At 74.3% G+C, this 20,492-nt stretch carries 20 protein-coding genes; 11 read left to right on the top strand and 9 right to left on the bottom strand.

Annotation, left to right across the window (positions count from 1 at the left end; genetic code table 11):
- Nucleotides 1–12 precede the first annotated feature (12 nt).
- The gene (locus ABZW14_RS27340) at nucleotides 13–2,814 is read left to right on the top strand and encodes a DEAD/DEAH box helicase (RefSeq protein WP_355351709.1); all 2,802 of its coding nucleotides are present in this window, start codon (nucleotides 13–15) and stop codon (nucleotides 2,812–2,814) included.
- 36 nt (nucleotides 2,815–2,850) lie between these two features.
- On the opposite strand, the gene ABZW14_RS27335 is transcribed toward ABZW14_RS27340, so the two are convergent.
- On the bottom strand, nucleotides 2,851–3,774 hold the full coding sequence (locus ABZW14_RS27335; RefSeq protein WP_355351707.1) for a 5'-3' exonuclease: 924 nt from the start codon (nucleotides 3,772–3,774) through the stop codon (nucleotides 2,851–2,853).
- Between the two features lie 88 nt (nucleotides 3,775–3,862).
- Between ABZW14_RS27335 and ABZW14_RS27330 the strand changes: the two genes are divergently transcribed.
- The 3 genes from ABZW14_RS27330 to ABZW14_RS27320 are packed head-to-tail and all read left to right on the top strand — an operon-like array spanning nucleotide 3,863 to nucleotide 6,332.
- On the top strand, nucleotides 3,863–4,324 hold the full coding sequence (locus ABZW14_RS27330) for a MarR family transcriptional regulator (RefSeq protein ID WP_355351705.1): 462 nt from the start codon (nucleotides 3,863–3,865) through the stop codon (nucleotides 4,322–4,324).
- An 18-nt stretch (nucleotides 4,325–4,342) separates the two neighbouring features.
- Nucleotides 4,343–5,200: a haloalkane dehalogenase gene (locus tag ABZW14_RS27325; RefSeq protein ID WP_355351703.1), complete on the top strand. Its 858-nt coding sequence runs from the start codon at nucleotides 4,343–4,345 to the stop codon at nucleotides 5,198–5,200.
- 58 nt (nucleotides 5,201–5,258) lie between these two features.
- Nucleotides 5,259–6,332, top strand: coding sequence for a DUF4037 domain-containing protein (locus ABZW14_RS27320; protein ID WP_355351701.1), 1,074 nt, complete (start codon nucleotides 5,259–5,261; stop codon nucleotides 6,330–6,332).
- Between the two features lie 12 nt (nucleotides 6,333–6,344).
- Here the strand turns inward: ABZW14_RS27320 and ABZW14_RS27315 are convergent, their stop codons facing one another.
- Nucleotides 6,345–7,607 carry an MFS transporter gene (locus tag ABZW14_RS27315; RefSeq protein WP_355351699.1) on the bottom strand — a complete coding sequence of 421 codons (1,263 nt, stop codon included), beginning with the start codon at nucleotides 7,605–7,607 and terminating at the stop codon, nucleotides 6,345–6,347.
- A gap of 86 nt (nucleotides 7,608–7,693) precedes the next feature.
- On the opposite strand from ABZW14_RS27315, the gene ABZW14_RS27310 reads away from it, so the two are divergent.
- Entirely contained in the window at nucleotides 7,694–8,602 is a 909-nt protein-coding gene (locus ABZW14_RS27310; protein WP_355351697.1) for a winged helix-turn-helix transcriptional regulator, read from the top strand.
- A gap of 15 nt (nucleotides 8,603–8,617) precedes the next feature.
- Here the strand turns inward: ABZW14_RS27310 and ABZW14_RS27305 are convergent, their stop codons facing one another.
- The gene (locus ABZW14_RS27305) at nucleotides 8,618–9,334 is read right to left on the bottom strand and encodes a TetR/AcrR family transcriptional regulator C-terminal domain-containing protein (protein WP_355351695.1); all 717 of its coding nucleotides are present in this window, start codon (nucleotides 9,332–9,334) and stop codon (nucleotides 8,618–8,620) included.
- A 102-nt stretch (nucleotides 9,335–9,436) separates the two neighbouring features.
- Here ABZW14_RS27305 and ABZW14_RS27300 point away from each other — a divergent pair, with 102 nt between their 5' ends.
- Nucleotides 9,437–10,420, top strand: coding sequence for an NAD(P)-dependent alcohol dehydrogenase (locus ABZW14_RS27300; RefSeq protein WP_355351693.1), 984 nt, complete (start codon nucleotides 9,437–9,439; stop codon nucleotides 10,418–10,420).
- Here ABZW14_RS27300 and ABZW14_RS27295 read toward each other — a convergent pair.
- Nucleotides 10,417–10,980 carry a GNAT family protein gene (locus tag ABZW14_RS27295; RefSeq protein ID WP_355351691.1) on the bottom strand — a complete coding sequence of 188 codons (564 nt, stop codon included), beginning with the start codon at nucleotides 10,978–10,980 and terminating at the stop codon, nucleotides 10,417–10,419. The two genes, ABZW14_RS27300 and ABZW14_RS27295, sit on opposite strands and share 4 nt — an antisense overlap.
- Nucleotides 10,981–11,027: 47 nt before the next feature.
- Between ABZW14_RS27295 and ABZW14_RS27290 the strand changes: the two genes are divergently transcribed.
- From ABZW14_RS27290 to ABZW14_RS27275, 4 genes are all read left to right on the top strand, one after another.
- Nucleotides 11,028–11,618, top strand: a complete 591-nt coding sequence (locus ABZW14_RS27290) for a TetR/AcrR family transcriptional regulator (protein WP_355351690.1) — start codon at nucleotides 11,028–11,030, stop codon at nucleotides 11,616–11,618.
- A gap of 240 nt (nucleotides 11,619–11,858) precedes the next feature.
- Entirely contained in the window at nucleotides 11,859–14,444 is a 2,586-nt protein-coding gene (locus ABZW14_RS27285) for a discoidin domain-containing protein (RefSeq protein WP_355351688.1), read from the top strand.
- Nucleotides 14,445–14,552: 108 nt separating this feature from the next.
- A complete protein-coding gene (locus ABZW14_RS27280; RefSeq protein WP_091265774.1) occupies nucleotides 14,553–14,675 on the top strand; it encodes a 50S ribosomal protein L36 in 123 nt (40 codons plus the stop codon).
- A 4-nt stretch (nucleotides 14,676–14,679) separates the two neighbouring features.
- The gene (locus ABZW14_RS27275; RefSeq protein WP_355351686.1) at nucleotides 14,680–15,453 is read left to right on the top strand and encodes an SDR family oxidoreductase; all 774 of its coding nucleotides are present in this window, start codon (nucleotides 14,680–14,682) and stop codon (nucleotides 15,451–15,453) included.
- Here the strand turns inward: ABZW14_RS27275 and ABZW14_RS27270 are convergent.
- The 4 genes from ABZW14_RS27270 to ABZW14_RS27255 all read right to left on the bottom strand — a co-directional run bounded on the left by ABZW14_RS27270 (nucleotide 15,413) and on the right by ABZW14_RS27255 (nucleotide 17,981).
- Nucleotides 15,413–16,171, bottom strand: coding sequence for a glycosyltransferase family 2 protein (locus ABZW14_RS27270; RefSeq protein WP_355351684.1), 759 nt, complete (start codon nucleotides 16,169–16,171; stop codon nucleotides 15,413–15,415). The two genes, ABZW14_RS27275 and ABZW14_RS27270, sit on opposite strands and share 41 nt — an antisense overlap.
- 62 nt (nucleotides 16,172–16,233) lie before the next feature.
- Entirely contained in the window at nucleotides 16,234–16,899 is a 666-nt protein-coding gene (locus ABZW14_RS27265) for a YdcF family protein (RefSeq protein WP_355351682.1), read from the bottom strand.
- A 93-nt stretch (nucleotides 16,900–16,992) separates the two neighbouring features.
- Nucleotides 16,993–17,268, bottom strand: a complete 276-nt coding sequence (locus tag ABZW14_RS27260; protein WP_355351680.1) for a DUF4873 domain-containing protein — start codon at nucleotides 17,266–17,268, stop codon at nucleotides 16,993–16,995.
- On the bottom strand, nucleotides 17,265–17,981 hold the full coding sequence (locus ABZW14_RS27255; protein WP_355351678.1) for a TetR/AcrR family transcriptional regulator: 717 nt from the start codon (nucleotides 17,979–17,981) through the stop codon (nucleotides 17,265–17,267). The genes ABZW14_RS27260 and ABZW14_RS27255 overlap by 4 nt, the downstream gene beginning before the upstream one ends.
- 49 nt (nucleotides 17,982–18,030) lie before the next feature.
- Between ABZW14_RS27255 and ABZW14_RS27250 the strand changes: the two genes are divergently transcribed.
- On the top strand, nucleotides 18,031–18,933 hold the full coding sequence (locus ABZW14_RS27250) for a diiron oxygenase (RefSeq protein ID WP_355351676.1): 903 nt from the start codon (nucleotides 18,031–18,033) through the stop codon (nucleotides 18,931–18,933).
- A 44-nt stretch (nucleotides 18,934–18,977) separates the two neighbouring features.
- Here the strand turns inward: ABZW14_RS27250 and ABZW14_RS27245 are convergent, their stop codons facing one another.
- The gene (locus ABZW14_RS27245) at nucleotides 18,978–20,423 is read right to left on the bottom strand and encodes a cellulase family glycosylhydrolase (protein WP_355351674.1); all 1,446 of its coding nucleotides are present in this window, start codon (nucleotides 20,421–20,423) and stop codon (nucleotides 18,978–18,980) included.
- Nucleotides 20,424–20,492: the final 69 nt, after the last annotated feature.

Raw genomic sequence — 20,492 nt, 5'->3', positions numbered from 1 at the left:
AATCTTGGGGACATGTCGAGCCCCGCCGAGCGGTACGCCGCGGCGCGCCGCCGCGCCGCGCAGGCCTCCGCCTTCCCGGCCCTGGACGAATTCGCCCGCGACCTGGGGTTCGACCTCGACGACTTCCAGCGGGAGGCGTGCGAGTCCCTGGAACGGGGCAGCGGCGTGCTGGTCTGCGCGCCCACCGGGGCCGGTAAGACCGTGGTGGGCGAGTTCGCCGTACACCTGGCGCTGCGCGGCACGCCCGGGAAGCCGGCGGCAGCCGACGGCGGCGCGGGGCCGACCACCCGGCGCAAGTGCTTCTACACCACGCCGATCAAGGCGCTGTCCAACCAGAAGTACCACGACCTGGTCGACCGCTACGGCGCCGAGCAGGTCGGCCTGCTCACCGGCGACAACGCGATCAACGGCGACGCGCCCGTGGTGGTGATGACCACCGAGGTGCTGCGCAACATGCTCTACGCCGGCTCGGCCACCCTCGAGGGCCTGGCCTACGTGGTGATGGACGAGGTGCACTACCTCGCCGACCGGTTCCGCGGCGGCGTCTGGGAAGAGGTGATCATCCACCTGCCCGCCTCGGTCACGCTCGTCTCGCTCTCCGCCACCGTCTCCAACGCCGAGGAGTTCGCCGACTGGCTGGTCACCGTGCGCGGGGAGACCGCCGTGGTGGTCAGCGAGCACCGCCCGGTGCCGCTCTGGCAGCACATGCTGGTCGGCAAGCGGATGTTCGACCTGTTCCACGACGCCGACGCGGCCCGCAAGCACGACGTCCACCCCGAGCTGCTGCGCTACACCCGGGACACGGTGCGCCGGCTGGAACTGGGAGAGGGGCGCAGCGCCGGACCCGGGGCCGGCCGGCGCGGGCCCCGCTGGCGCGGCCCGATGCGACCCGACATCGTCGAGCGGCTGGACCGGGAGAACCTGCTCCCGGCGATCCTGTTCATCTTCAGCCGGGCCGGCTGCCAGGCGGCCGTGCAGCAGTGCCTCGCCGCCGGGCTGCGCCTCACCTCGCCCGACGAGCGCGCCGAGATCCGCCAGGTGGTCGAGTCGCGGATCACCGCCATCCCCGGCGAGGACCTGACCGTGCTGGGCTACTGGGAGTGGCTCGACGGGCTGGAGCGCGGGCTCGCCTCCCACCACGCCGGCATGCTGCCCGCGTTCAAGGAGGTCGTCGAGGAGCTGTTCGTGCGCGGCCTGGTCAAGGCGGTCTTCGCCACCGAGACGCTCGCCCTGGGCATCAACATGCCGGCCCGCTGCGTGGTGCTGGAGCGCCTGGTCAAGTTCAACGGCGAGGCGCACGTCGACCTCACCCCGGGCGAATACACGCAGCTCACCGGGCGGGCCGGCCGGCGCGGCATCGACATCGAGGGCCACGCCGTGGTGGTCTGGTCGCCGGAGACCGACCCCCGGCACGTCGCCGGCCTCGCCTCCACCCGCACCTACCCGCTGCGGTCCAGCTTCCGGCCCTCCTACAACATGGCCGTCAACCTGGTCGGCACCGTCGGCGCGGAGCCGGCCCGGGCCCTGCTGGAGTCCTCCTTCGCGCAGTTCCAGGCCGACCGGTCGGTGGTCGGCCTGGCCCGGCAGGTGCAGCGCAACACCGAGACCATCGAGGCGTACGGCGCCGAGGCCGCCTGCCACCAGGGCGACTTCGACGAGTACTTCGCCCTGCGGGTGGCCATCGCCGACCGGGAGCGCGCCATCGCCCGGCAGGGCCAGACCCAGCGCAAGGCGGCGGCCGTCGCCTCGCTGGAGCGGCTGCGGGTGGGCGACGTGATCCGGGTGCCGTCGGGCCGGCGGGCCGGTCTGGCGGTGGTGCTCGATCCGGCCACCGGCGGCTTCGGCGAGCCCCGCCCGCTGGTGCTCACCCAGGACCGGTGGGCCGGCCGGGTCAGCCCCGGCGACTTCACCACCCCGGCCGAGGTGCTGGCCCGGATCCGGGTGCCGAAGCACTTCAACCACCGTTCGCCGGCGGCGCGCCGGGACCTGGCCGCCGAGGTCAGCGGCACGGGCCTCGATCGGCACGGCGGCCGGCGGGGCGGGCGCTCCCGGCAGGCGGTCGGCGAGGACCACCGCCTCAGCCAGCTCCGCACCGAGCTGCGCCGGCACCCCTGCCACGCCTGCCCCGACCGGGAGGAACACGCCCGCTGGGCCGAGCGGCGGCGGCGCCTGGAGCGCGACACCGAGGAGCTGCGCCAGCGGGTGGCCGGCCGGACCGGTTCGCTGGCCCGCACCTTCGACCGGATCGTCGCGCTGCTGACCGCGCGCGGCTACCTCTCCGCCGACGGCGAGGTCACCGACGCCGGCCGGATGCTGGGCCGGATCTGGACCGAGGCCGACCTGCTGGTCGCCGAGTGCCTGCGCCGCCGGGTGTGGGACGGGCTGTCCCCGGCGGAGCTGGCCGCCGCCGTCTCGGTGGTGGTCTTCGAAGCCCGCCGGGACGTCGACGAGCGGGCCTCGCTACCGCGCGGCGCGGTCGTCGACGCGGTCGACGAGACGATGAAGTTGTGGGGCGACATCGAGGCGGACGAGGCCGCCCGCGGCCTGGCGGTCACCCGCGAGCCGGACCTCGGCTTCGCCTGGCCGATCTACCGCTGGGCGCGGGGCGAGGCCCTCGCCAAGGTGCTCGCCAGCGGGCACCAGATCGACGGCGAGATGCCGGCCGGCGACTTCGTCCGCTGGGCCCGCCAGGTGGTCGACCTGCTCGGCCAGCTCGCCGACTCCGGCGGCGCCTCCGCCGAGCTGCGCTCCACCGCCCGGCAGGCGATCGCGGCGGTCAACCGGGGCGTGCTGGCCTACCACGCCAGCGCCTGATCCGGCCGGGCACGGCGCGGCCCGGCCGGAACCCGGTCACGACCGGGGCGTCGCGAGCGCGTCCACGAGGCGCCGGCACGAGCCGGCGAGGTTCCACCGCTGCGCCAGATCGAGCAGCCGGTCGGAATCCACCGGCGCCGTGGGCAACGCCGTGGCCAGGTCCGGCAGCGGTACGTCGAGGGCGACCCGGACCACCTTCGGCGCGACGGCCAGGTAGTCCCGGGCCGCGTTGAGCTTGGTGCGCAGCCCGGGGGCGAAGCCGGAGCCCGGGTCGTCGAGCGCGGCGAGGATGCCGGGCAGGCCGTCGTAGCGCTCGATGAGGCGGGCCGCGGTCTTCTCGCCCACCCCGGGCACGCCGGGCAGGCCGTCGCTCGGGTCGCCGCGCAGCGCCGCGAAGTCGGCGTAGCGGTCGGCGGGGACGCCGTAGCGGGCGCGGACCGCGGCGTCGTCGCAGTCGTCGAGCTTGGCCACGCCGCGGCCGACGTAGAGCAGGCGTACCGGCCGGGTGTCGTCGACGAGCTGGAACAGGTCGCGGTCGCCGGAGACCACCTCCACCGGGCCGGGCTGGGTCACCGAGAGGGTGCCGAGCACGTCGTCGGCCTCGTAACCGGTGGCGCCGACGGAGGTGATGCCGAACGCGTCGAGAACCTCCAGGATCATCGGCACCTGCGGGGAGAGGGTGTCCGGGACCACCTCGCCGCCCTGCGGTGCGACCCGGTGCGCCTTGTACGACGGCAGGAGCTCCACCCGCCACGCGGGTCGCCAGTCGTGGTCGAGCGCGCAGACCATCCGGTCGGGCCGCCGGGTGCGCACCAGTTGGGCCAGCATGTCGAGGAAGCCGCGGACGGCGTTGACCGGCTGGCCGTCGGCCGTCTTCGCCGCCGACTCGGGGATGCCGAAGTAGGCGCGGAAGTAGAGGCTCGGGGAGTCGATCAGCAGGATCGGGGGTCGGTGTGCCACGCCGACAGCCTGGCACAGCCGACCGACGAGGTGGGGGACGCGGCGAAAACACTAGCCATGTACATCATGTACATGTACTCTTTCTGGCATGGCGGAAACACCGACCGGGCCCAGCCCCGGCCACCTGGTCTGGCGGCTGGCGATGCGCTGGCGGGTGGCGGTCGACCGGGCGCTCGCCCCACTCGGCCTCACCCACGCCCACTACGTGCTGCTCTCCTCGCTGCACGGGATGCGCCGCGCCGGCCTGCACCCGAGCCAACGCGAGCTGGCCGATCACACCGGCCTGGAATCGCTCTACGTGTCGAAGCTGGCCCGCGCCCTGGAGGCCGACGGGCTGATCCGGCGCGAGCGCGACACGGCTGACACCCGCGCCGTCCGGCTCACCCTCACCGACCGGGGTTCCGAGGTGGTCCGCCCCGCCATCGACACCGTCCAGGCCCTGCTCGGCCGGCTGCTCGCCCCGCTCGGCGGCCGGGACGACCCCCGTACCTCACGGCTCGTCCACGACCTGACCGCGCTGCTGAACACCCCGCTCGACCCACCCGACTGAACGAAGGAGCGCCGGGACATGCCCGAGACGCAGGTACTCGACTCGACCATCCACCACGAGGAGACCGGCGCCGGGCCGGCGATCGTCTTCCTCCACGGCAACCCCGGCTCGTCGCACACCTGGCGCACGGTGCTGCCCGGGATCGGCCCGGGTCGGCTGCTCGCGCCCGACCTGATCGGCATGGGCCGCTCCGGCAAGCCCGACTCGCCGTACCGCTTCGCCGACCACGCCCGCTACCTCGACGCCTGGTTCGACGTCCTCGGCCTGGACCGGGTCGTCCTGGTCGGCCACGACTGGGGCGGGGCGCTCGCCTTTGACTGGGCGGCCCGGCACCCCGAGCGGGTCCGCGGCGTGGCGTTCCTGGAAACCATGGTGAAGCCGATGGCGTGGAGCGACCTCTCGCCGCAGGCCAGGGCCCGCTCTGAGGCGATCCGCACGCCCGGCGTCGGCGAGCAGCTCGTGCTCGACCAGGACCTGCTCGTCCGGCAGGCGTTCACCGGCGGGGTGCTCCAGCCGGTCGGCGAGGAGGATCTGAAGACCTACCTCGCGCCGTACCCGACGCCGGAGAGCCGGCGTCCGCTGCTGGCCTGGGCGCGCCAGATGCCGCTCGGCGGCGAGCCGGCCGAGCTGGTCGCCCGGATCGAGGCGTACGACCGGTGGCTGGCCGCCAGCGACGACGTGCCGAAGCTGCTGCTGACCTTCGAGGGCTCACCGACCCTGCTGATCACCCCAGAGCTGGCCGACTGGTGCGCGCGGAACGTGGCGGCCCTGGAGACGGTCGCCTGCGGGCCGGCCGGGCACCACGCACCGGAGGACCGCCCCGCCGAGATCGCCGCCGCCATCTCCGCCTGGGCGGACCGCCACCGCCTCCGCTGACCGGGGTCGCGGCCGAAACCGGGCGGCGCGGGCGGCGTGCGGTGCGCAGACTGGCGGGGTGACGTTCGTACCCGGGCTGACCCTGGCGCACCGGTTCCACGACGAGGTGGTCGCTCCGCTGCTGGGCCGCCGGCTGCCCGGCCTGCGCTACGCGGCCGGGCTGCTCGACGGCGGCTCGGAGCTGCTCGGCCTGGACACGCCCCGGTCGACCGACCACGACTGGGGCCCGCGCACCCAGCTCTTCGTCGCCACGACGGCCGAGGTGGCGCCGGTGCGGGCGGTCCTCGACGCGGAGCTGCCCACCGAGTTCCTCGGCTGGCCGACCCGGTTCACCGGCGGCCCGACGGTCCGGCTCGGCGTGGCCCGCCCGGACGGCGAGCGGCACGGGGTGAGCGTCGACGAGCTGGGGGAGTGGCTGCGCGACCGGCTGGGCGGGGACCCGCAGGCCGGGATGACGGTGGCGGACTGGCTGGCCGCGCCCACGCAGCGGCTCGCCGAGCTGACCGGCGGGGCGGTGTTCCACGACGGGCTGGACGGGGCGCTCACCGCCGCCCGGGCCCGGCTGGCGTGGTATCCGGACGACGTGTGGCGGCACGTGCTGGCGGCCGGGTGGCAGCGGGTCGGCCAAGCCGAGCACCTGGCCGGCCGCTGCGCCGAGGTCGGCGACGAGCTGGGCAGCCGGGTGGTGGCCGCCGGGCTGGCCCGTGACCTGATGCGCCTCGGCCTGCTGGCGCACCGCCGCTGGCCCCCGTACGCGAAATGGCTCGGCACGGTCTTCGCGGCGCTGCCGGCCGCGGCGCCGGTGGTGGACGCGCTGACCGTCGCCCTCGGCTCCGGCGGGTGGCCCCGGCGGCAGGCCGGGCTGGTCGCGGCGCTGGAGACGGTGGCGGTCTGGACCAATGACACCGGGCTGGCCGCGCCGGTCGACCCGGCCGCGCGGCCGTTCTACGACCGGCCATTCCTCGTCCTGCACGCCGAGCGGTTCACCGCCGCGCTGCGCGCCGCGATCACCGACCCGGAGCTGCGGGCACGCCCGCCGGTGGGTGCGGTGGACCAGTACCTGGACAACGTCGACGTGCTCACCCGCCCGGCGCGGGCCCGCCGGGTCGCCGCCGCCGTTCTGCCGGACTGAGTGCGGGCGCGGTCAGCGGGCGGCGACGGTCTCCGGGGCGACGGGCTCGTCGATCCGCAGGTCGGTCAGGTCGCGCAGGCGGCGGACCGGGGACAGCAGCAGGGCCAGGGGCGCCAGCACGGTGGCGGCGGCGAAGCAGAACAGGGTGAGCCGGGCGCCGGCGAGCCCGGCGAGCGCGCCGGCGAGCAGGCCGCCGACCGGGATGGCGCCCCACGAGACGAAGCGGACCGTGGCCATCACCCGGGAGAGCAGGTCGGGCGGGCTGGCGGTCTGCCGGTACGTGCGGGTGGTCACGCTGAGCACCACCACGCCGCCCGCGAAGGCCACGTTGCCGGCCGCGAACGCCAGATACGCTGGCCAGCCGGCGCCCAGCGGCACCACGAAGGCGCCGCCGACCGCCACCACACAGGCGGCCAGCAGCGACCGGGCGGTGCCCCACCGTCCGGTGATCCACGGGGTCAGGGTCGCGCCGATCAGCGACCCGACCCCCTCGACGGCGAGCAGCACACCGACCAGCGCGGCCGGCGCGTGCAGCTCCCGGACCAGGTAGAGCGGGTAGACGGCGAGCTGCGCCCCGCAGACGAAGTTGACGGCGGTGGCCGTCCACATGGTCGGTCCCATCACGGGGTGGCGGGTGACGTACCGCCAGCCCTCACCGATCATGGCGCGGACCGGGGGCCACCGGTCCGGGACGTCGACCCGGCGGGCGGGCAGCGACCGGAGCAGCGCGGCGGAGACGAGGTAGCTGGCGGCGTCGACCAGCACGGCCGGCACCGCGCCGAGGGTCTGCACCGCCACGCCGCCCAGGGAGGGGCCGCTGAGCTGGGTGGCCGCGTGGGTGGCCGAGGTGAGGCTGTTGCGGGCGTGCAGCTGGTCGCGGCCCACGATGGCCGGCAGGAAGGTGGAGTTGGCGACGTCGAACAGCACGTTGGCGAAGCTGACCACCAGCGCCACGACGACCAGCTGGGCGACCGTGAGCCGGCCCCACCACCAGGCGAGCGGCACCGAGGCCACCGCGGCGGCCCGGGCCAGGTCGGCCCCGATCTGCGCGCCGCGCAGCGGCAGCCGCTGCACGATCACCCCGGCGGGCAGCCCGATGACCAGCCAGGCGACGTAACCGGCGGCGGCCACCAGGCCCATCTCGAACGCGGACGCGTCCAGCACGGTCAGCGCGGTGAGCGGCAACGCGACCGCGCCGACCGCCGACCCCACCGAGCTGGTGGTGCCGGCGGTCCACCAGCGCCAGAACACCCCGGCTCCCTGCCCGACGGACATGCCGCCACCCCCCCCCCGACTGAGCCAGTGAGTTCCAATCTGAAACGGACTATAGTCGAGGCGTCGGACCGAGCGGGAGGTGGGACGTGAGACGGGCGGACCTCGGCGACGCCGACTGCGGCATCGCGCAGGCGCTCGGCGTGCTGGGCGACTGGTGGACGGTGCTGATCGTGCGCGAGATCGCCGGCGGCGTCACCCGGTTCGACGGGCTCCAGCGCGAGCTGGGCGTCAGCCGGCGGGCGCTCACCGAGCGGCTCGGCGGCCTGGTCGCGCACGGCGTGCTGCGCCGCGAGCCCTACTCGGCCCACCCACCGCGCCACGACTACCTGCTCACGGCCAAGGGGGAGGCCCTGCTGCCGGTGCTGGTCGCCCTCCAGGACTGGGGCACCCGGCACGTGATGGGCGACGGCGCGCTGACCGCGACCGCCGGCACGGACTCGGCCGAGGCGCGCCGGGCGCACCGGCTGGTCGGCCGCCGTGTACCCCCCATGAGCCTGCCCCGGCACGACGGCGGCACGGAGTCACCGGCGGTCCCCGGGCGGTGGACCGTGCTCTACCTCTTCCCGGGGGCCTTCGCGCCGGGCGCCCCGGCCCTGCCGCCGGGCTGGGGCGAGATCCCCGGCGCCGCCGGGTGCACGCTGGAGTCCCGGACGTACGCCGACCGGCACCCGCTGTTCCACGCGGCCGGGGCCGAGGTGCGGGGGGTGAGCACCCAGCGCCCGGACCAGCTCGCCGCCTTCGTGGCGCACGCGCGGCTGCCGTACCCGCTGCTGTCCGACGAGGACGGCCGGCTCGCCGCGGGCCTGCTGCTACCGACCTTCCGGGCCGGCGGCGTGGTCCGCTTCAAGCGGCTCACGCTGCTGCTCGACCCGGAGGCGGTGGTGCGGGCGGTGCAGTTCCCGGTCACCGACCCGGCCGGGTCGGTCGACGAGATGCTCGCCGAGGTGCGCCGCCGTACCTCCGCCGAGGCGGTCCGGGCGCCCGGCCGGTCCTGACGCCCGGCGGCGGTCTCAGCCGGATCGGCGGGGTGACGTCCAGCCCTGCCGGTGCAGCCGTTCGATGCCGTCCAGCAGCAGATCCAGCGCGAACTCGAACTCGAACTGGTCGTCACAGCCCTGCCCCACGACCGAATCGTCGTCGTGGGACGCCGCCATGGCGATCTCCGCGACGTGCGGGAATCTCGCTGCGACCTCCGGTGGGAGGTCCGTCGGCGGCTCCGGGTCGGACGAGCCGGACCGGCCGGCACGCCGGTTGGCGTCGAACAGCTCCTGGCTGAAGCCCAGGATCCGGCTGCCCATCGCGTGCATCACGTGGTGCGCGAGGTCGACGGAGAACCCGCCGGCCCGGAACGTGCCGATCATCGAGTCGAGGTAGGCCAGGACGGCCGGCGTCGCCGTGTTCCGCGATTCGATGGCGAGCGGCGCCCAGGGGTGGCGCAGCAACGCCTCCCGCGCCGAGAGGATGCGCCGGCGGATCGTGGGCTTCCAGTCGGCGCCGGGCACGGGCGGGTCGATCTCGCCGACCACCACGTCGATCATGCCGGCGAGCAGTTCGTCCTTGTTGGCCACGTGCTTGTAGAGGGCCATCGGCACGACGTCGAGGTCCTGGGCGAGGTTGCGCATGCTGAGCGAATCGATCCCGGCCTCGTCGGCGAGCGCGACGGCGGCGCGCAGGACCCGGTCCCTGCTCAGGGGCGCTCGGCGCAGCGTGTCAGCCTGCTCAGCCATCTCGATCCTCGTCTTCGCGGCGGCGGTTGAACCATAACGCCCTTGACGGGTGTACGCCGTACACCTACCGTAGGTGTACGGCGTACACCTGAGGAGGGCAAGATGAAGGCGATCGTCCAGGACCGGTACGGCCCCCCGGAGACACTCACCCTCGCGGAGGTGGACACGCCGGTGCCCGCCCCCGGCGAGGTGCTCGTGCGGGTCGAGGCCGCCGCGCTCAACGCCTACGACTGGCACACCATGCGCGGCGACCCGCGGCTCGCGCGGTTGTCGATGGGCCGGTCCCGCCCCCGGGCCCGCATCCGGGGACGGGACTTCGCCGGCCGGGTCGAGGCCGTCGGCGCCCACGTCCGGCAGGTGCGCCCCGGCGACGCCGTCTTCGGCGACCTCGGCGAGGCCAACGGCGCGTTCGCCGAATACGTGTGCGTGCCCGAGACCCAGGTAGCGGCGAAGCCGGCGAATCTGACCCCGCAGCAGGCGGCCGCCCTGCCGCTGGCCGGCAGCACCGCGCTCATGGGCCTGCGCGACGTCGCGCGGGTCGAACCCGGCCACCGGGTGCTCGTCAACGGCGCCTCCGGCGGCGTCGGCACCCTGGCGGTCCAACTGGCCATGGCGTTCGGCGCGACCGTGACCGGTGTGTGCAGCACCCGCAACGTGGACCTGGTCCGCTCGCTCGGCGCCGACCACGTGGTGGACTACACCCGCGACGACTTCGCCCGCGACACCCGCCGGTACGACGTCGTGTTCGACCTGGTCGGCAACCGCTCGCTCACCGCGCTCCGGCGGGTGCTGACCCCGACCGGCACGTTGGTGCTCTCCGGGGGCGGCGTGTACCGCGGCGGCAGCCTCGTCGGACCGGTCTGGCTCATCGCGCGGGGGCGGCTGCTGGCGCCCCTCGTCCGGCAGCGCATCGTCACCCTCGCGACGGCGCCCAGCCGGCCGCACCTCGACACGCTCCGCGCCCATGCCGAGGCCGGCCGCCTCACCCCGGTGATCGACCGGACCTACCCGCTCCACGAGGTGCCCCAGGCCATGCGGTACCTCGAAGGCGAGCACGCGCGGGCGAAGGTCGTCATCACCGTCTAGGCGCCGGCTCCCGGCATCCCGGGCCGCCACTCGGCGGCCAGCAGCGACCAGACCTCCATGTCGATCCGTTCGCCGAGGAAGGGGAACGCGGCGCGCAGCACGCCCTCACGGGTCATGCCCAGCCGCCGCGCCACCGCCCGGCTGCGGGTGTTGTGCGGCACGGTCCGCCACTCCACCCGGGCCAGGCCGCGGTCGCCGAGCGCCCAGTCGATCATCTGCTGGGCGGCCCGGGTCACCAGGCCGTGTCCCTCGGCCTCCGGCGCGAGCCAGACCCCGATCTCGCAGACGCCTGACGCGGCGTCGAAGGTGCGGAACAGGGTGCCGCCGACCAGCTTGCCGTCCAGCCGGATGGCGTGGATGGAGCCGGCGTCGCGGGCCTGCGCGTCGGCGTAGCGCTGGAGGAACGCGCGGGCGGTGTCGGTGTCGGTGATCGTGTGCGCCCACGGCAGCCAGGGCGCCAGGTGGGCGCGGGCGCGCGCCACGAAGTCGGCGAACTCCGCCGCCTGCCACGGGGCGAGCGGGTGCAGGGTGGCGCGGTCGGTGAGGGGAAGAGAGAACACGGTGCTCCCAGGGTGCGTACCGAACGTTTGTTATGTACTCTAGCTCCATGCCCGCACGAGGTGACCACGAGGCCCGCCGCGCCGACGTCTCGGCGGCGGTCTGGCAGGTGCTGGCCGACCGCGGCTTCGGTGGCCTGACCCTGCGCGCGGTCGCCGCCGAGATGGGCGTCTCCACCGGGCTGCTGACCCACTACTTCCCGAGCAAGCGGGCCCTCGTGCGGCACGCCGTCGATGTGGCCGAGCGGCACACCGACGCGCGTGACCGGCACGCCGCGGCGGGGGAGGGCCGGCCCGCGCTGCGCGCCGCCCTGCTCGACGTGCTGCCGCTGACCGACGAGGCGACGGTGATGAGCCGCGTCTGGGTCAGCTACTGGGACGGCGCCCTCGCCGACGAGGAGTTCGCCACCGACCAGCGCCAGCGCTACGACCGGTGGCGGGCGCGGCTGCGGTCCCACGTGGAGGCCGCGCTGCGTTCGGCGCCCGCCGGGCCGGACGCCGACGCCGACGACCTGGCGGCCACCTGCGCGGCCTTCGCGCACGGCCTGGTCGTCCAGGCGCTCTTCGACCCGGCGGCCTTCCCGGCCCGCCGGCAGGTGGCGCTGCTCGACCGCTTCCTCGACGGCCTGTTCCCGGCCTGACCCGCTCCCTGCGCGGTCGCCTGAGGCCCGGCCGGCGGCCGCCGGGAGGGTACCTCCCGGCGGCCGCCCCGCAGTTAGTTCCGGACTTTTCACAAGGCGCGAAAAAAGGGCCGCCCGGGCCGGTGAGGAATTGACATGCGCCACTGTCCGGCGGAAGGGTCCAGCGGAACGGCGCCCGCAACATGCCGGTAACCCGTTCGTCGATCCGCTGCCCCCACCACCCCCGCCACGGAGACGCCCATGTCACCCGTCCCGCCGCACCTCAGCCCACCCCGCCCCCCGCTACGCCGGCTGCTCGCCGTGCTGGCCGCGCTGCTCGCCACCGTGGCACTGGTGGCCCCGCCGTCCCCGGTCCGGGCGGCCGACCCGCTGCTCTCCCAGGGCCGGCCCACCACCGCCTCCTCGGTGGAGAACGCCGGAACGCCGGCCAGCAACGCCACCGACGGCAACACCGGCACCCGATGGTCCAGCGCCTTCGGCGATCCCCAGTGGATCCAGGTCGACCTGGGCACCGCCGCCACCATCTCCCGGGTCACCCTCGTCTGGGAGGCCGCCTACGCGCGGGCGTACCAGATCCAGACCTCGACCGACGGCGCCACCTGGACCACCGTCTTCAGCACGGCGGCCGGCGACGGCGGCACCGACGACCTCACGGTCAGCGGCACCGGCCGCTACGTGCGGATGAACGGCACCGCCCGGGCCACCGCCTACGGCTACTCGCTGTGGGAGTTCCAGGTCTACGGCGCCACCGGCGGCGACACGGGCTGCGACACCGCGACCAACGCCGCGCAGGGCCGGCCGGCCACCGCCTCGTCCACCGAGAACGCCGGCACGCCCGCGTCAGCGGCGGTGGACGGCAGCGCCACCACCCGCTGGGCCAGCGCCGCCAGCGATCCCCAGTGGCTCCAGGTCGACCTCGGCAGCGTCCGCACCCTCTGCCGGGTCGTGCTGAGCTGGGAGGCCGCCTACGGGCGGGCGTACCAGATCCAGACCTCGACCGACGGCGCCGCCTGGACCACCGTGTACGCCACCACCACCGGGGACGGCGGAACCGACACGCTCACCGTCAGCGGCTCGGGCCGCTACGTGCGCATGTACGGCACGGTCCGGGCCACCGGCTGGGGATACTCGCTCTGGGAGCTCACCGTGAACACCGCCGGCGGCGGCACCATCCCGGGCGGCGGGTCGCTCGGGCCGAACGTCCTCACCTTCGACCCGTCGATGTCGAGCGCCAGCATCCAGAGCCAGCTCGACACGGTCTTCCGCACCCAGGAGTCGAACCAGTTCGGCACCCAGCGGTACGCCCTCATGTTCAAGCCCGGCGACTACTCCGGCATCAACGCGCAGATCGGCTTCTACACCTCGATCATGGGGCTCGGCCGGAACCCCGGCGACGTCCGGATTCACGGTGACGTGACGGTCGACGCCGGCTGGTTCAACGGCAACGCCACCCAGAACTTCTGGCGGTCGGCGTCCAACATGCAGGTGTTCCCCTCCGCCGGGTTCACCCGGTGGGCCGTCTCGCAGGCCGCGCCGTTCCGCCGGATGGACATCCAGGGCGACCTCAACCTCGCCCCGAACGGCTACGGCTGGGCCAGTGGCGGCTACATCGCGGACAGCCGGGTCACCGGCGTGGTCCAGCCGTACTCCCAGCAGCAGTGGTACACCCGGGACAGCAACGTGGGCGGCTACCTCAACGCCGTGTGGAACGTGACCAGCTCCGGCGTGGTCGGCGCGCCGGCCACCAGCTTCCCCAACCCGGCGTACACCACCGTGGCGCAGACCCCGGTCAGCCGCGACATCCCGTACCTCTACCTCGACGGCAGCGGCAACTACCAGGTCTTCGTCCCGTCGACCCGGACCAACGCCAGCGGCGCGTCCTGGCTGGGCGGCGCCACGCCGGGCACGTCGGTGCCGCTGAGCCAGTTCTACGTCGCCAAGCCGGGTGACTCGGCCGCCACCATCAACGCGGCCCTGGCACAGGGCCTGAACCTGCTCTTCACGCCGGGCATCTACCCGGTCAGCCAGACCATCACGGTCAACCGGCCGGGCACCGTGGTGCTCGGCATCGGCTACCCGACGCTGATCCCGCAGAACGGCGTCATCCCCATGACCGTGGCCGACGTCGACGGCGTCCGGCTGGCCGGGCTCCTCTTCGACGCCGGCCCGACCAACTCACCGGTGCTGCTCCAGGTCGGCACGGCCGGCTCGACCGTGAGCCATGCCGCCAACCCGACCTCCATCCAGGACGTCTTCTTCCGCATCGGCGGCGCCGGGGCGGGCAAGGCCACCACCAGCCTGGTGGTGAACCAGAACGACGCGCTGATCGACCACATCTGGGCGTGGCGCGGCGACCACGGCACCGGCATCGGCTGGACCGTGAACACCGCCGACACGGGCCTGATCGTCAACGGGAACAACGTCACGGCGCTCGGCCTCTTCGTCGAGCACTACCAGAAGTACGAGGTGATCTGGAACGGCAACAACGGGCGGACGATCTTCTTCCAGAACGAGTTGCCGTACGACCCGCCGAGCGCGTCGGCCTGGATGAACGGCTCCCGGGTCGGCTACGCCGCGTTCAAGGTGGCCGACGCCGTCACCTCGTTCGAGGGTTGGGGGATGGGCAGCTACTGCTACTTCAACGTCGATCCGACCATCGCGGCATACCACGGCTTCGAGGCGCCGAACAGGGCCGGCGTGCGGTTCCACAGCCTGCTCACCGTCTCGCTCGGCGGCAACGGGTCGATCACCCACGTCATCAACGACACCGGTGGCACCGCGCAGGGCACGAACACCGTCCCCGTGAACGTGGTCAGCTACCCGTGACCGGACCGGGGGCGGCGGGGGAACCTGCCGCCCCCGGCTCCCGCGCATGACCGTGGCCCCGGCGGGTACGCGAGCCGGAACGGAAGCCACCGGGAACGGAGGAGCGGGATGAAGGTCCGGAGCTCCCTGCGCGCGCTCAAGCGCAAGGCCAACTCGATCGTGGTACGCCGTCGCGGCAAGGTGTTCGTGCTCAACAAGGCGGATCCCCGGCAGAAGGCCCGACAGGGCTGACCGGATGGCCGACATCCTCATCACCGGGGCCGGTAGCGGCCTCGGCCGGGGCGCGGCGCTGGGCCTGGCCCGGGCCGGCCACCACGTGGTCGCCGGCGCCGAGATCTGGCCCCAGGTGCGCGACCTGCGCGCCGAGGCCGAGCGCGCCGGTGTGACCCTCGACGCGATCAAGCTGGACGTGACGGACCCGGGCGACCGCGCCGCCGCCCGGCGGCACCGGGCCGACATCCTGGTGCTCAACGCCGGCGTCCAGGAGGCGGGGGCGGTGGTGGAGATCCCGATGGACCGGGTCCGCCGGTCCTTCGAGGTGAACGTCTTCGGGCACCTGCACCTCGCCAGGGACCTGGTGCCGCCGATGCTTCAGCGGGGCGCGGGCAAGGTCGTCTGGGTGTCCTCCGCGGTCGGCATCCGCACCCGGCCGTTCATCGGCGTCTACGCGGCCACGAAACACGCCATCGAGGCGCTCGCCTGGGCCATGAAGGGCGAGCTGGAACCGCGCGGCGTCCGGGTCGCCGTGATCAACCCGGGGCCCTACCGGACCGGCTACAACGACACGGGGGTCGAGGCCATGTCCCAGTGGTGGGACGCCTCGACCGCCCTGCTGGACCGGCCGGATTTCGCCGACTACCTGGAGCACCAGCGCGACCCGCAGGAGATGATCGAGGAGATGGTCCGGGTGATCCCGGCCGAGCGGCATCCGTTCCGGACGGCGTACCCGGATCAGCTCGGGGAGCAGCTCAGGGAGTTCGAGTCGCAGGTCTGGGACGCGACGACGTGACCTCGGTCGCCTCCTCGGCGCGCCGCCGAGGGGACAGCAGCCGGGCGGCGGCGAACCGCACCAACGGCCGGTAGATCCGGGCCGAGTCGGCCAGCGAGGAGAAGTGCGACGAGGAGTTGCCGGCCTGGTAGCGGGTGGCGATCGGCACCTGCGCGACCGGCAGTCCGGCCCGGGCGGCGAACAGGAGCACGTTCATCTCGTACTCGAACCGCTCACCGGGAACGGTACCGAGCCATTCGAGCAGCCCGGCCGGGTACGCCCGCAACCCCGTCTGGGTGTCCCGCACCCGGCGGCCGGTGGCGAGGTGGAACGCGGCCCGGGTCATGGCGTTGCCGAAGCGGCTGCGCAGCGGGACCTCGCCGTCGAACCGGCGCACACCCAGCGTTGGGGCGCCGGTGTCGCGCATCCGGTCGGCCACCCGGACGACGTCGGGGATGAGGTGCTGCCCGTCGGCGTCCACGCACACCACGTCGCGGCCCGGGAGGTGGCCCGCGACGTACCGGAAGCCGGTCTTCAGCACGATGCCCTTGCCCCGGTTGACCCGGCGCCGCAGGACGGTGGCGCCCCGGTCGCGGGCCGCCGCGAGCACCCCGGCCGCCGTCGGGCCGCTGCCGTCGTCGACGACCACCATGTGCGCCGCGGGCAGCGCGGCGGCCACGTCGTCGACGAGCCGCGGCAGGTCGTCCCCGGGTCGGTACACCGGCACCAGCACGATCACGAAACCTCCCGGGTGGACCCGTCGCCGCCGGCCCGTCCGTCGGGGCCGATCGACGGTCGTCCTTACCCGTGGCGCCCGCCCGCGAATCCGCGTCGTCGCGGGAACAGGCCCGCGACGTGCTGCGCCGCGCGGGCCAGGCCGCGTTCCCGCCGCAGCAGCGCCTCCGGGGTACGCAGGCCGAGGTAGCACAGGCGGCTGACCGCCCGGTTGGCCCGCTCGCGGCCGGCGGGCACCGGGGCGGGCCCGGTCACCGGCACGTCCAGCAGCGCCGCGCCGGACAGCCCGAGCACCTTGCCGGCCAGGAACCGGATCCGGGGCAGGTGCCACGGGTGGGAGACCAGCCCGAGCGGCCGGGCCGGGGTGTGTGCCGGCCCGGCGAGCAGTCCGTCCTGGACGGTGTGCGCCAGGTTCTGCAGGGTGGTCCGGGACCGCGTCTCGGCGTGCAGCGCGGCGTACCGGTCGAGCCCGGCGGCGCGGGCCTGGGCCAGCATCAGCTCGCCCTCCCGGCACCCGGCGGGCGGGCCCGGCGCCCCGGAGGGGCCGTGCGGCCAGCCGCCGGTGAACACCACCCGCGCCCCGGCGGCCCGCCGGAACTCGGCGGCGTGCGCCCGGACGTATCCGATGGCGGCCTCGACGCGGGCGGCGCTCTCCGCGGTGAGCCGATAGCCGTCGTCGCCCGCCACCACCCCGCGCCCGAACACCAGCAGCACGGTCGCGGTCGGCGTCATCCGACCCACGGTACGCGAGCCGCGGCTCGTCCCCGTCCGCGTCGCGCGCCTGCCGGTCGGTCCTCGTCGGTGCCGGGCGACCGGCGTCGCCGGTCAGTCCTCGTCGGCGTCCGGCGGCCAGGGTGGCTCGCCGACGCCGGTGATCCGTACCCCACCCCACGGGTCGGCCTCGGCGAGCCGCCCCCGGGCGACCCGCTCGCCGACCCGGACGTCGACGTCGCGCCGGCCGGCGCGGAGCAGCCGCAGCATGCGTGGCTCGGGTTCGATCCGGCCCGCCCAGTGGTAGCGCCCGTCGACCGGCTCCCAGCGGCCGCTGGCGTGCAGCCGGACCGTGGTGCCGGCGATCTCCGCCGGGCCCCGCCAGGTCACCGCTCGATCCGCTCGTGCGGGCGGGTCAGTTCGTGGGGCAGGTCGGCGGCGCGCCGGACGCCCTCGATGCCGCTCCAGAGCAGGGTGGTCAGGTAGTCGGTGAGGGCGGCCCGCCGGATCGGCTGGCCGTGCGTGGCCCACCAGTCGCCGACCGCCTGCACGAAGCCGACCAGCCCGTACGCCCAGGGCTCCGCGGGGCCGGCGTCGAGCCCGAGGGCACGCAGCCGATCGCCGATGACCCGGGCCAGCCCGGCGGCGACCTGCCGGCTGGTGCCGGCCACCACCTGCTGGATGCCGGGATGGCCGGCCTCGTGCAGCAGGAACCGGTAGAGCGTCGGCTCGGACTCGATGACGCTCAGGTACGCGTCGATGGTCGCCTCGACCAGCGCGCGCTCCTCGCGGACCCGCTCGACGGCCGGGGCCACGGCGTCGACGACCCGGGCCGCCACCACCTCGCTGACGGCCAGCCAGAGCTGCGCCTTGTCGGCGAAGTAGCGGTAGAGCACCGGCTTGCTGACCCCGGCCGCGGCGGCCACCTGGTCCATGTCGACGGTCGGCCCGTGCCGCAGCAGTGCCTGCACGGCCGCCCCGATCAGCTCCTGCCGCCTGTGTTCGCGGTGGCCGGCCCAGCGGTCCCGCCGGCCGGTGGACCGGCCCGCGGACGGCTCCGGCGTGGGCCCCGGGCCATTGACATCCGTGGAGGTGCGTCGCATGCTACCACTCGTAACAGTTACCCGAAGTTACGTCAACTGTGGAGGGGTCATGGAGGGGACGCCGGCCGGATTCCCGCGCGAGGCGGTGGCCACCCGCCTGCTCGCCGCCTCCGTACGCACGAGCTACGACCCCGCCGTCGACATCGACTGGTCGGCGCCGCCCGTCCCGGGGGCCTACTGGATGCCGCCGCAGCGCAGCAGCCTCTACGGCACGGCGCTGTGGGAGGGGCTGAGCGAGGAACAGCGGATCGAGCTGACCAAGCACGAGGTGGCCAGCGCGGCGAGCGCCGGGCTGTGGTTCGAGACGATCCTCATGCAGATGCTCATCCGGCACTACTACGACGCCGACCCGACCACCCGGCACGCCCAGTACGCGCTCACCGAGGTCGCCGACGAGTGCCGGCACTCCATCATGTTCGGCCGGCTCATCGAGGCCACCGGCTGCCCGGTCTACCGGGCCGACCCGTTCGATCACCTGCTCGGGCGCTGGCTCAAGGCCACCGCCACCGGCCCGCAGATGTACGCGGCGATCCTCATCGCCGAGGAGATCCTCGACGCGTTCCAGCGGGAGGTGATGGCCGACGAGTCGCTCCAGCCGCTGATCCGGATGGTGTCCCGGATCCACGTGGTCGAGGAGGCCCGGCACGTGCGCTTCGCCCGGGACGAGCTGACCCGTCAGGTCGACGCGGCGGGCCCGGTGGCGCTGGCGTACGCGCGGCTGGTCATCGGGCGGGCCGCGTATTCGATCACCCGCCGGCTGGTCAACCCGCGGGCGTACGCGGCGGTCGGCATCCCGCCGGCGGTCGGGCTGGCCGCGGCCCGGGCCAACCCGCACTGGCGGGCCACCCTGCGGTGGTCGGCCCAGCGCATCGCCGACCACCTGTCCGGGCTGGGGCTGATCGCCGGTCCGGGCCGGCTGCTCTGGCGCCGCGCCGGGCTGCTCGGGGACTGACCGACGGCGGCCCGCCCGGGGAGGGCCGCCGCCGGTCGCGCCGGTCAGGAGGTGGGGAAGTTGTCCGGGGTGCGGATGCGGTTGCGCATGAAGTTCCCGGAGTCGGTGAGCACGGCGGTGCCGGCGTAGCTGCCGCCCGCGCAGGTGCCCGGCCGGAACGCCGCGCTGCCCTCGCTCGCGTCGGAGTACGTCCAGTTGGCGTAGCTGATCTTCAGCCGGTCCAGCAGGTCCAGCCACGCCGTGCTGCTGGCCGTGTCGACCGCGCCGTCGCCGGTGTAGGTCACCGTGCCGAACTCGGTGACGAACAGCGGCAGCCGGGCGGCGGCGCGCTGCACCTCGTTGCGGTAGTTGTCCTTGTGGGACGCCGCGTAGAAGTGGAACGTGTACATGATGTTGTCGGCCCGTACCGGGTTGTTGACGATCTCGTCGGAGTTGCCGCCCTCCGAGACGCCCAGCGACGACCAGCCCCGGGTGCCCACGATGATCACGGCGTCCGGGTCGTTCGCCCGGATCACCGGGATGACCTGCTCGGCGTAGTTCCGGATGGTCGACCAGCTCACGCCGTTCGGCTCGTTGGTGATCTCGTAGACCACGTTGTTCCTGGCGGCGTTACGGGCGGAGACCGCGGCGAAGAAGGTCTTCGCCCGGTCCAGGTTGTACATCGGGTCACCCGGCGTCAGCGTGTGGAAGTCGATGAGCGCGTACAGGCCGCGTGCGGCCGCCTTGTCCACGAGGGTGTTGACCTGGTTGGTGAACCCGGTCGGGTTGGTCTCGTAGCCCTGCTCCTGCACGTACATCGAGATGCGGAACAGGTCGGCCTGCCAGTCGTTGGCCAGCGCGTCGAGCGAGGCGTCGTTGTAGCAGTTGGCGAACCACTGCAACCCGTGGGAGCTCATGCCGCGCAGCTGGATCGGGCGGCCGTACCGGTTGCAGAGGTTGACCCCGCAGACCCGGAGCTGGCCGTTGATCGCCACGGGAGTGGTGCCGGTGGGCGGGGGCGTGGTCGGCGGCGGCGTCGGTGGCGCGGTGGTGGGCGGGGGAGTGGTGGTCGGCGGCGTCGTGGTCCCGCCGGTGCAGGCCGTGCCGTTGAGGGTGAACGCGGTGGGAGCCGGGTTGGTGCCGGTCCAGGAGCCGTTGAAGCCGACGGTGGTGCTCGCGCCGGTGCCGAGGGATCCGTTGTAGTCCATGCTTCGCGCGGTGACCGCGCTGCCGCTCTGCTGCCAGGTCGCCGACCAGCCCTGGGTGACGCGCTGCCCCGCGTCCGGGAAGCTGAAGCCCAGGGTCCAGCCGTTCACCGGGTCGCCCAGGTTCTTCACGGTGACCGTGGCGGTGAAGCCGCCCTGCCAGGAGTTGGTGGTGTAGGTGACGGCACAGCCGGTCGCCGCCATGGCGTTCGTCGACGGCAGGACGGCCGTCGCGGCCAGGGCCAGCGCGCCGACGGCGCCGCCCACGAGGACGTGCCGCCGGGACGGGCGGGGGATCGAGAACATGCGGGATCGTCCGATCTGGTGGGTGTACGTGGACGGTGCCCGTCGTGAACTCGCCCGGAAAGTCCCGAC

It is taken from the genome of Micromonospora sp. NPDC004551, from assembly GCF_040609975.1.
GTDB lineage: Bacteria > Actinomycetota > Actinomycetes > Mycobacteriales > Micromonosporaceae > Micromonospora.
The sequence above is the reverse complement of the archived record's forward strand: the minus strand, read 5'-3'. Positions and strand labels throughout refer to the sequence as shown.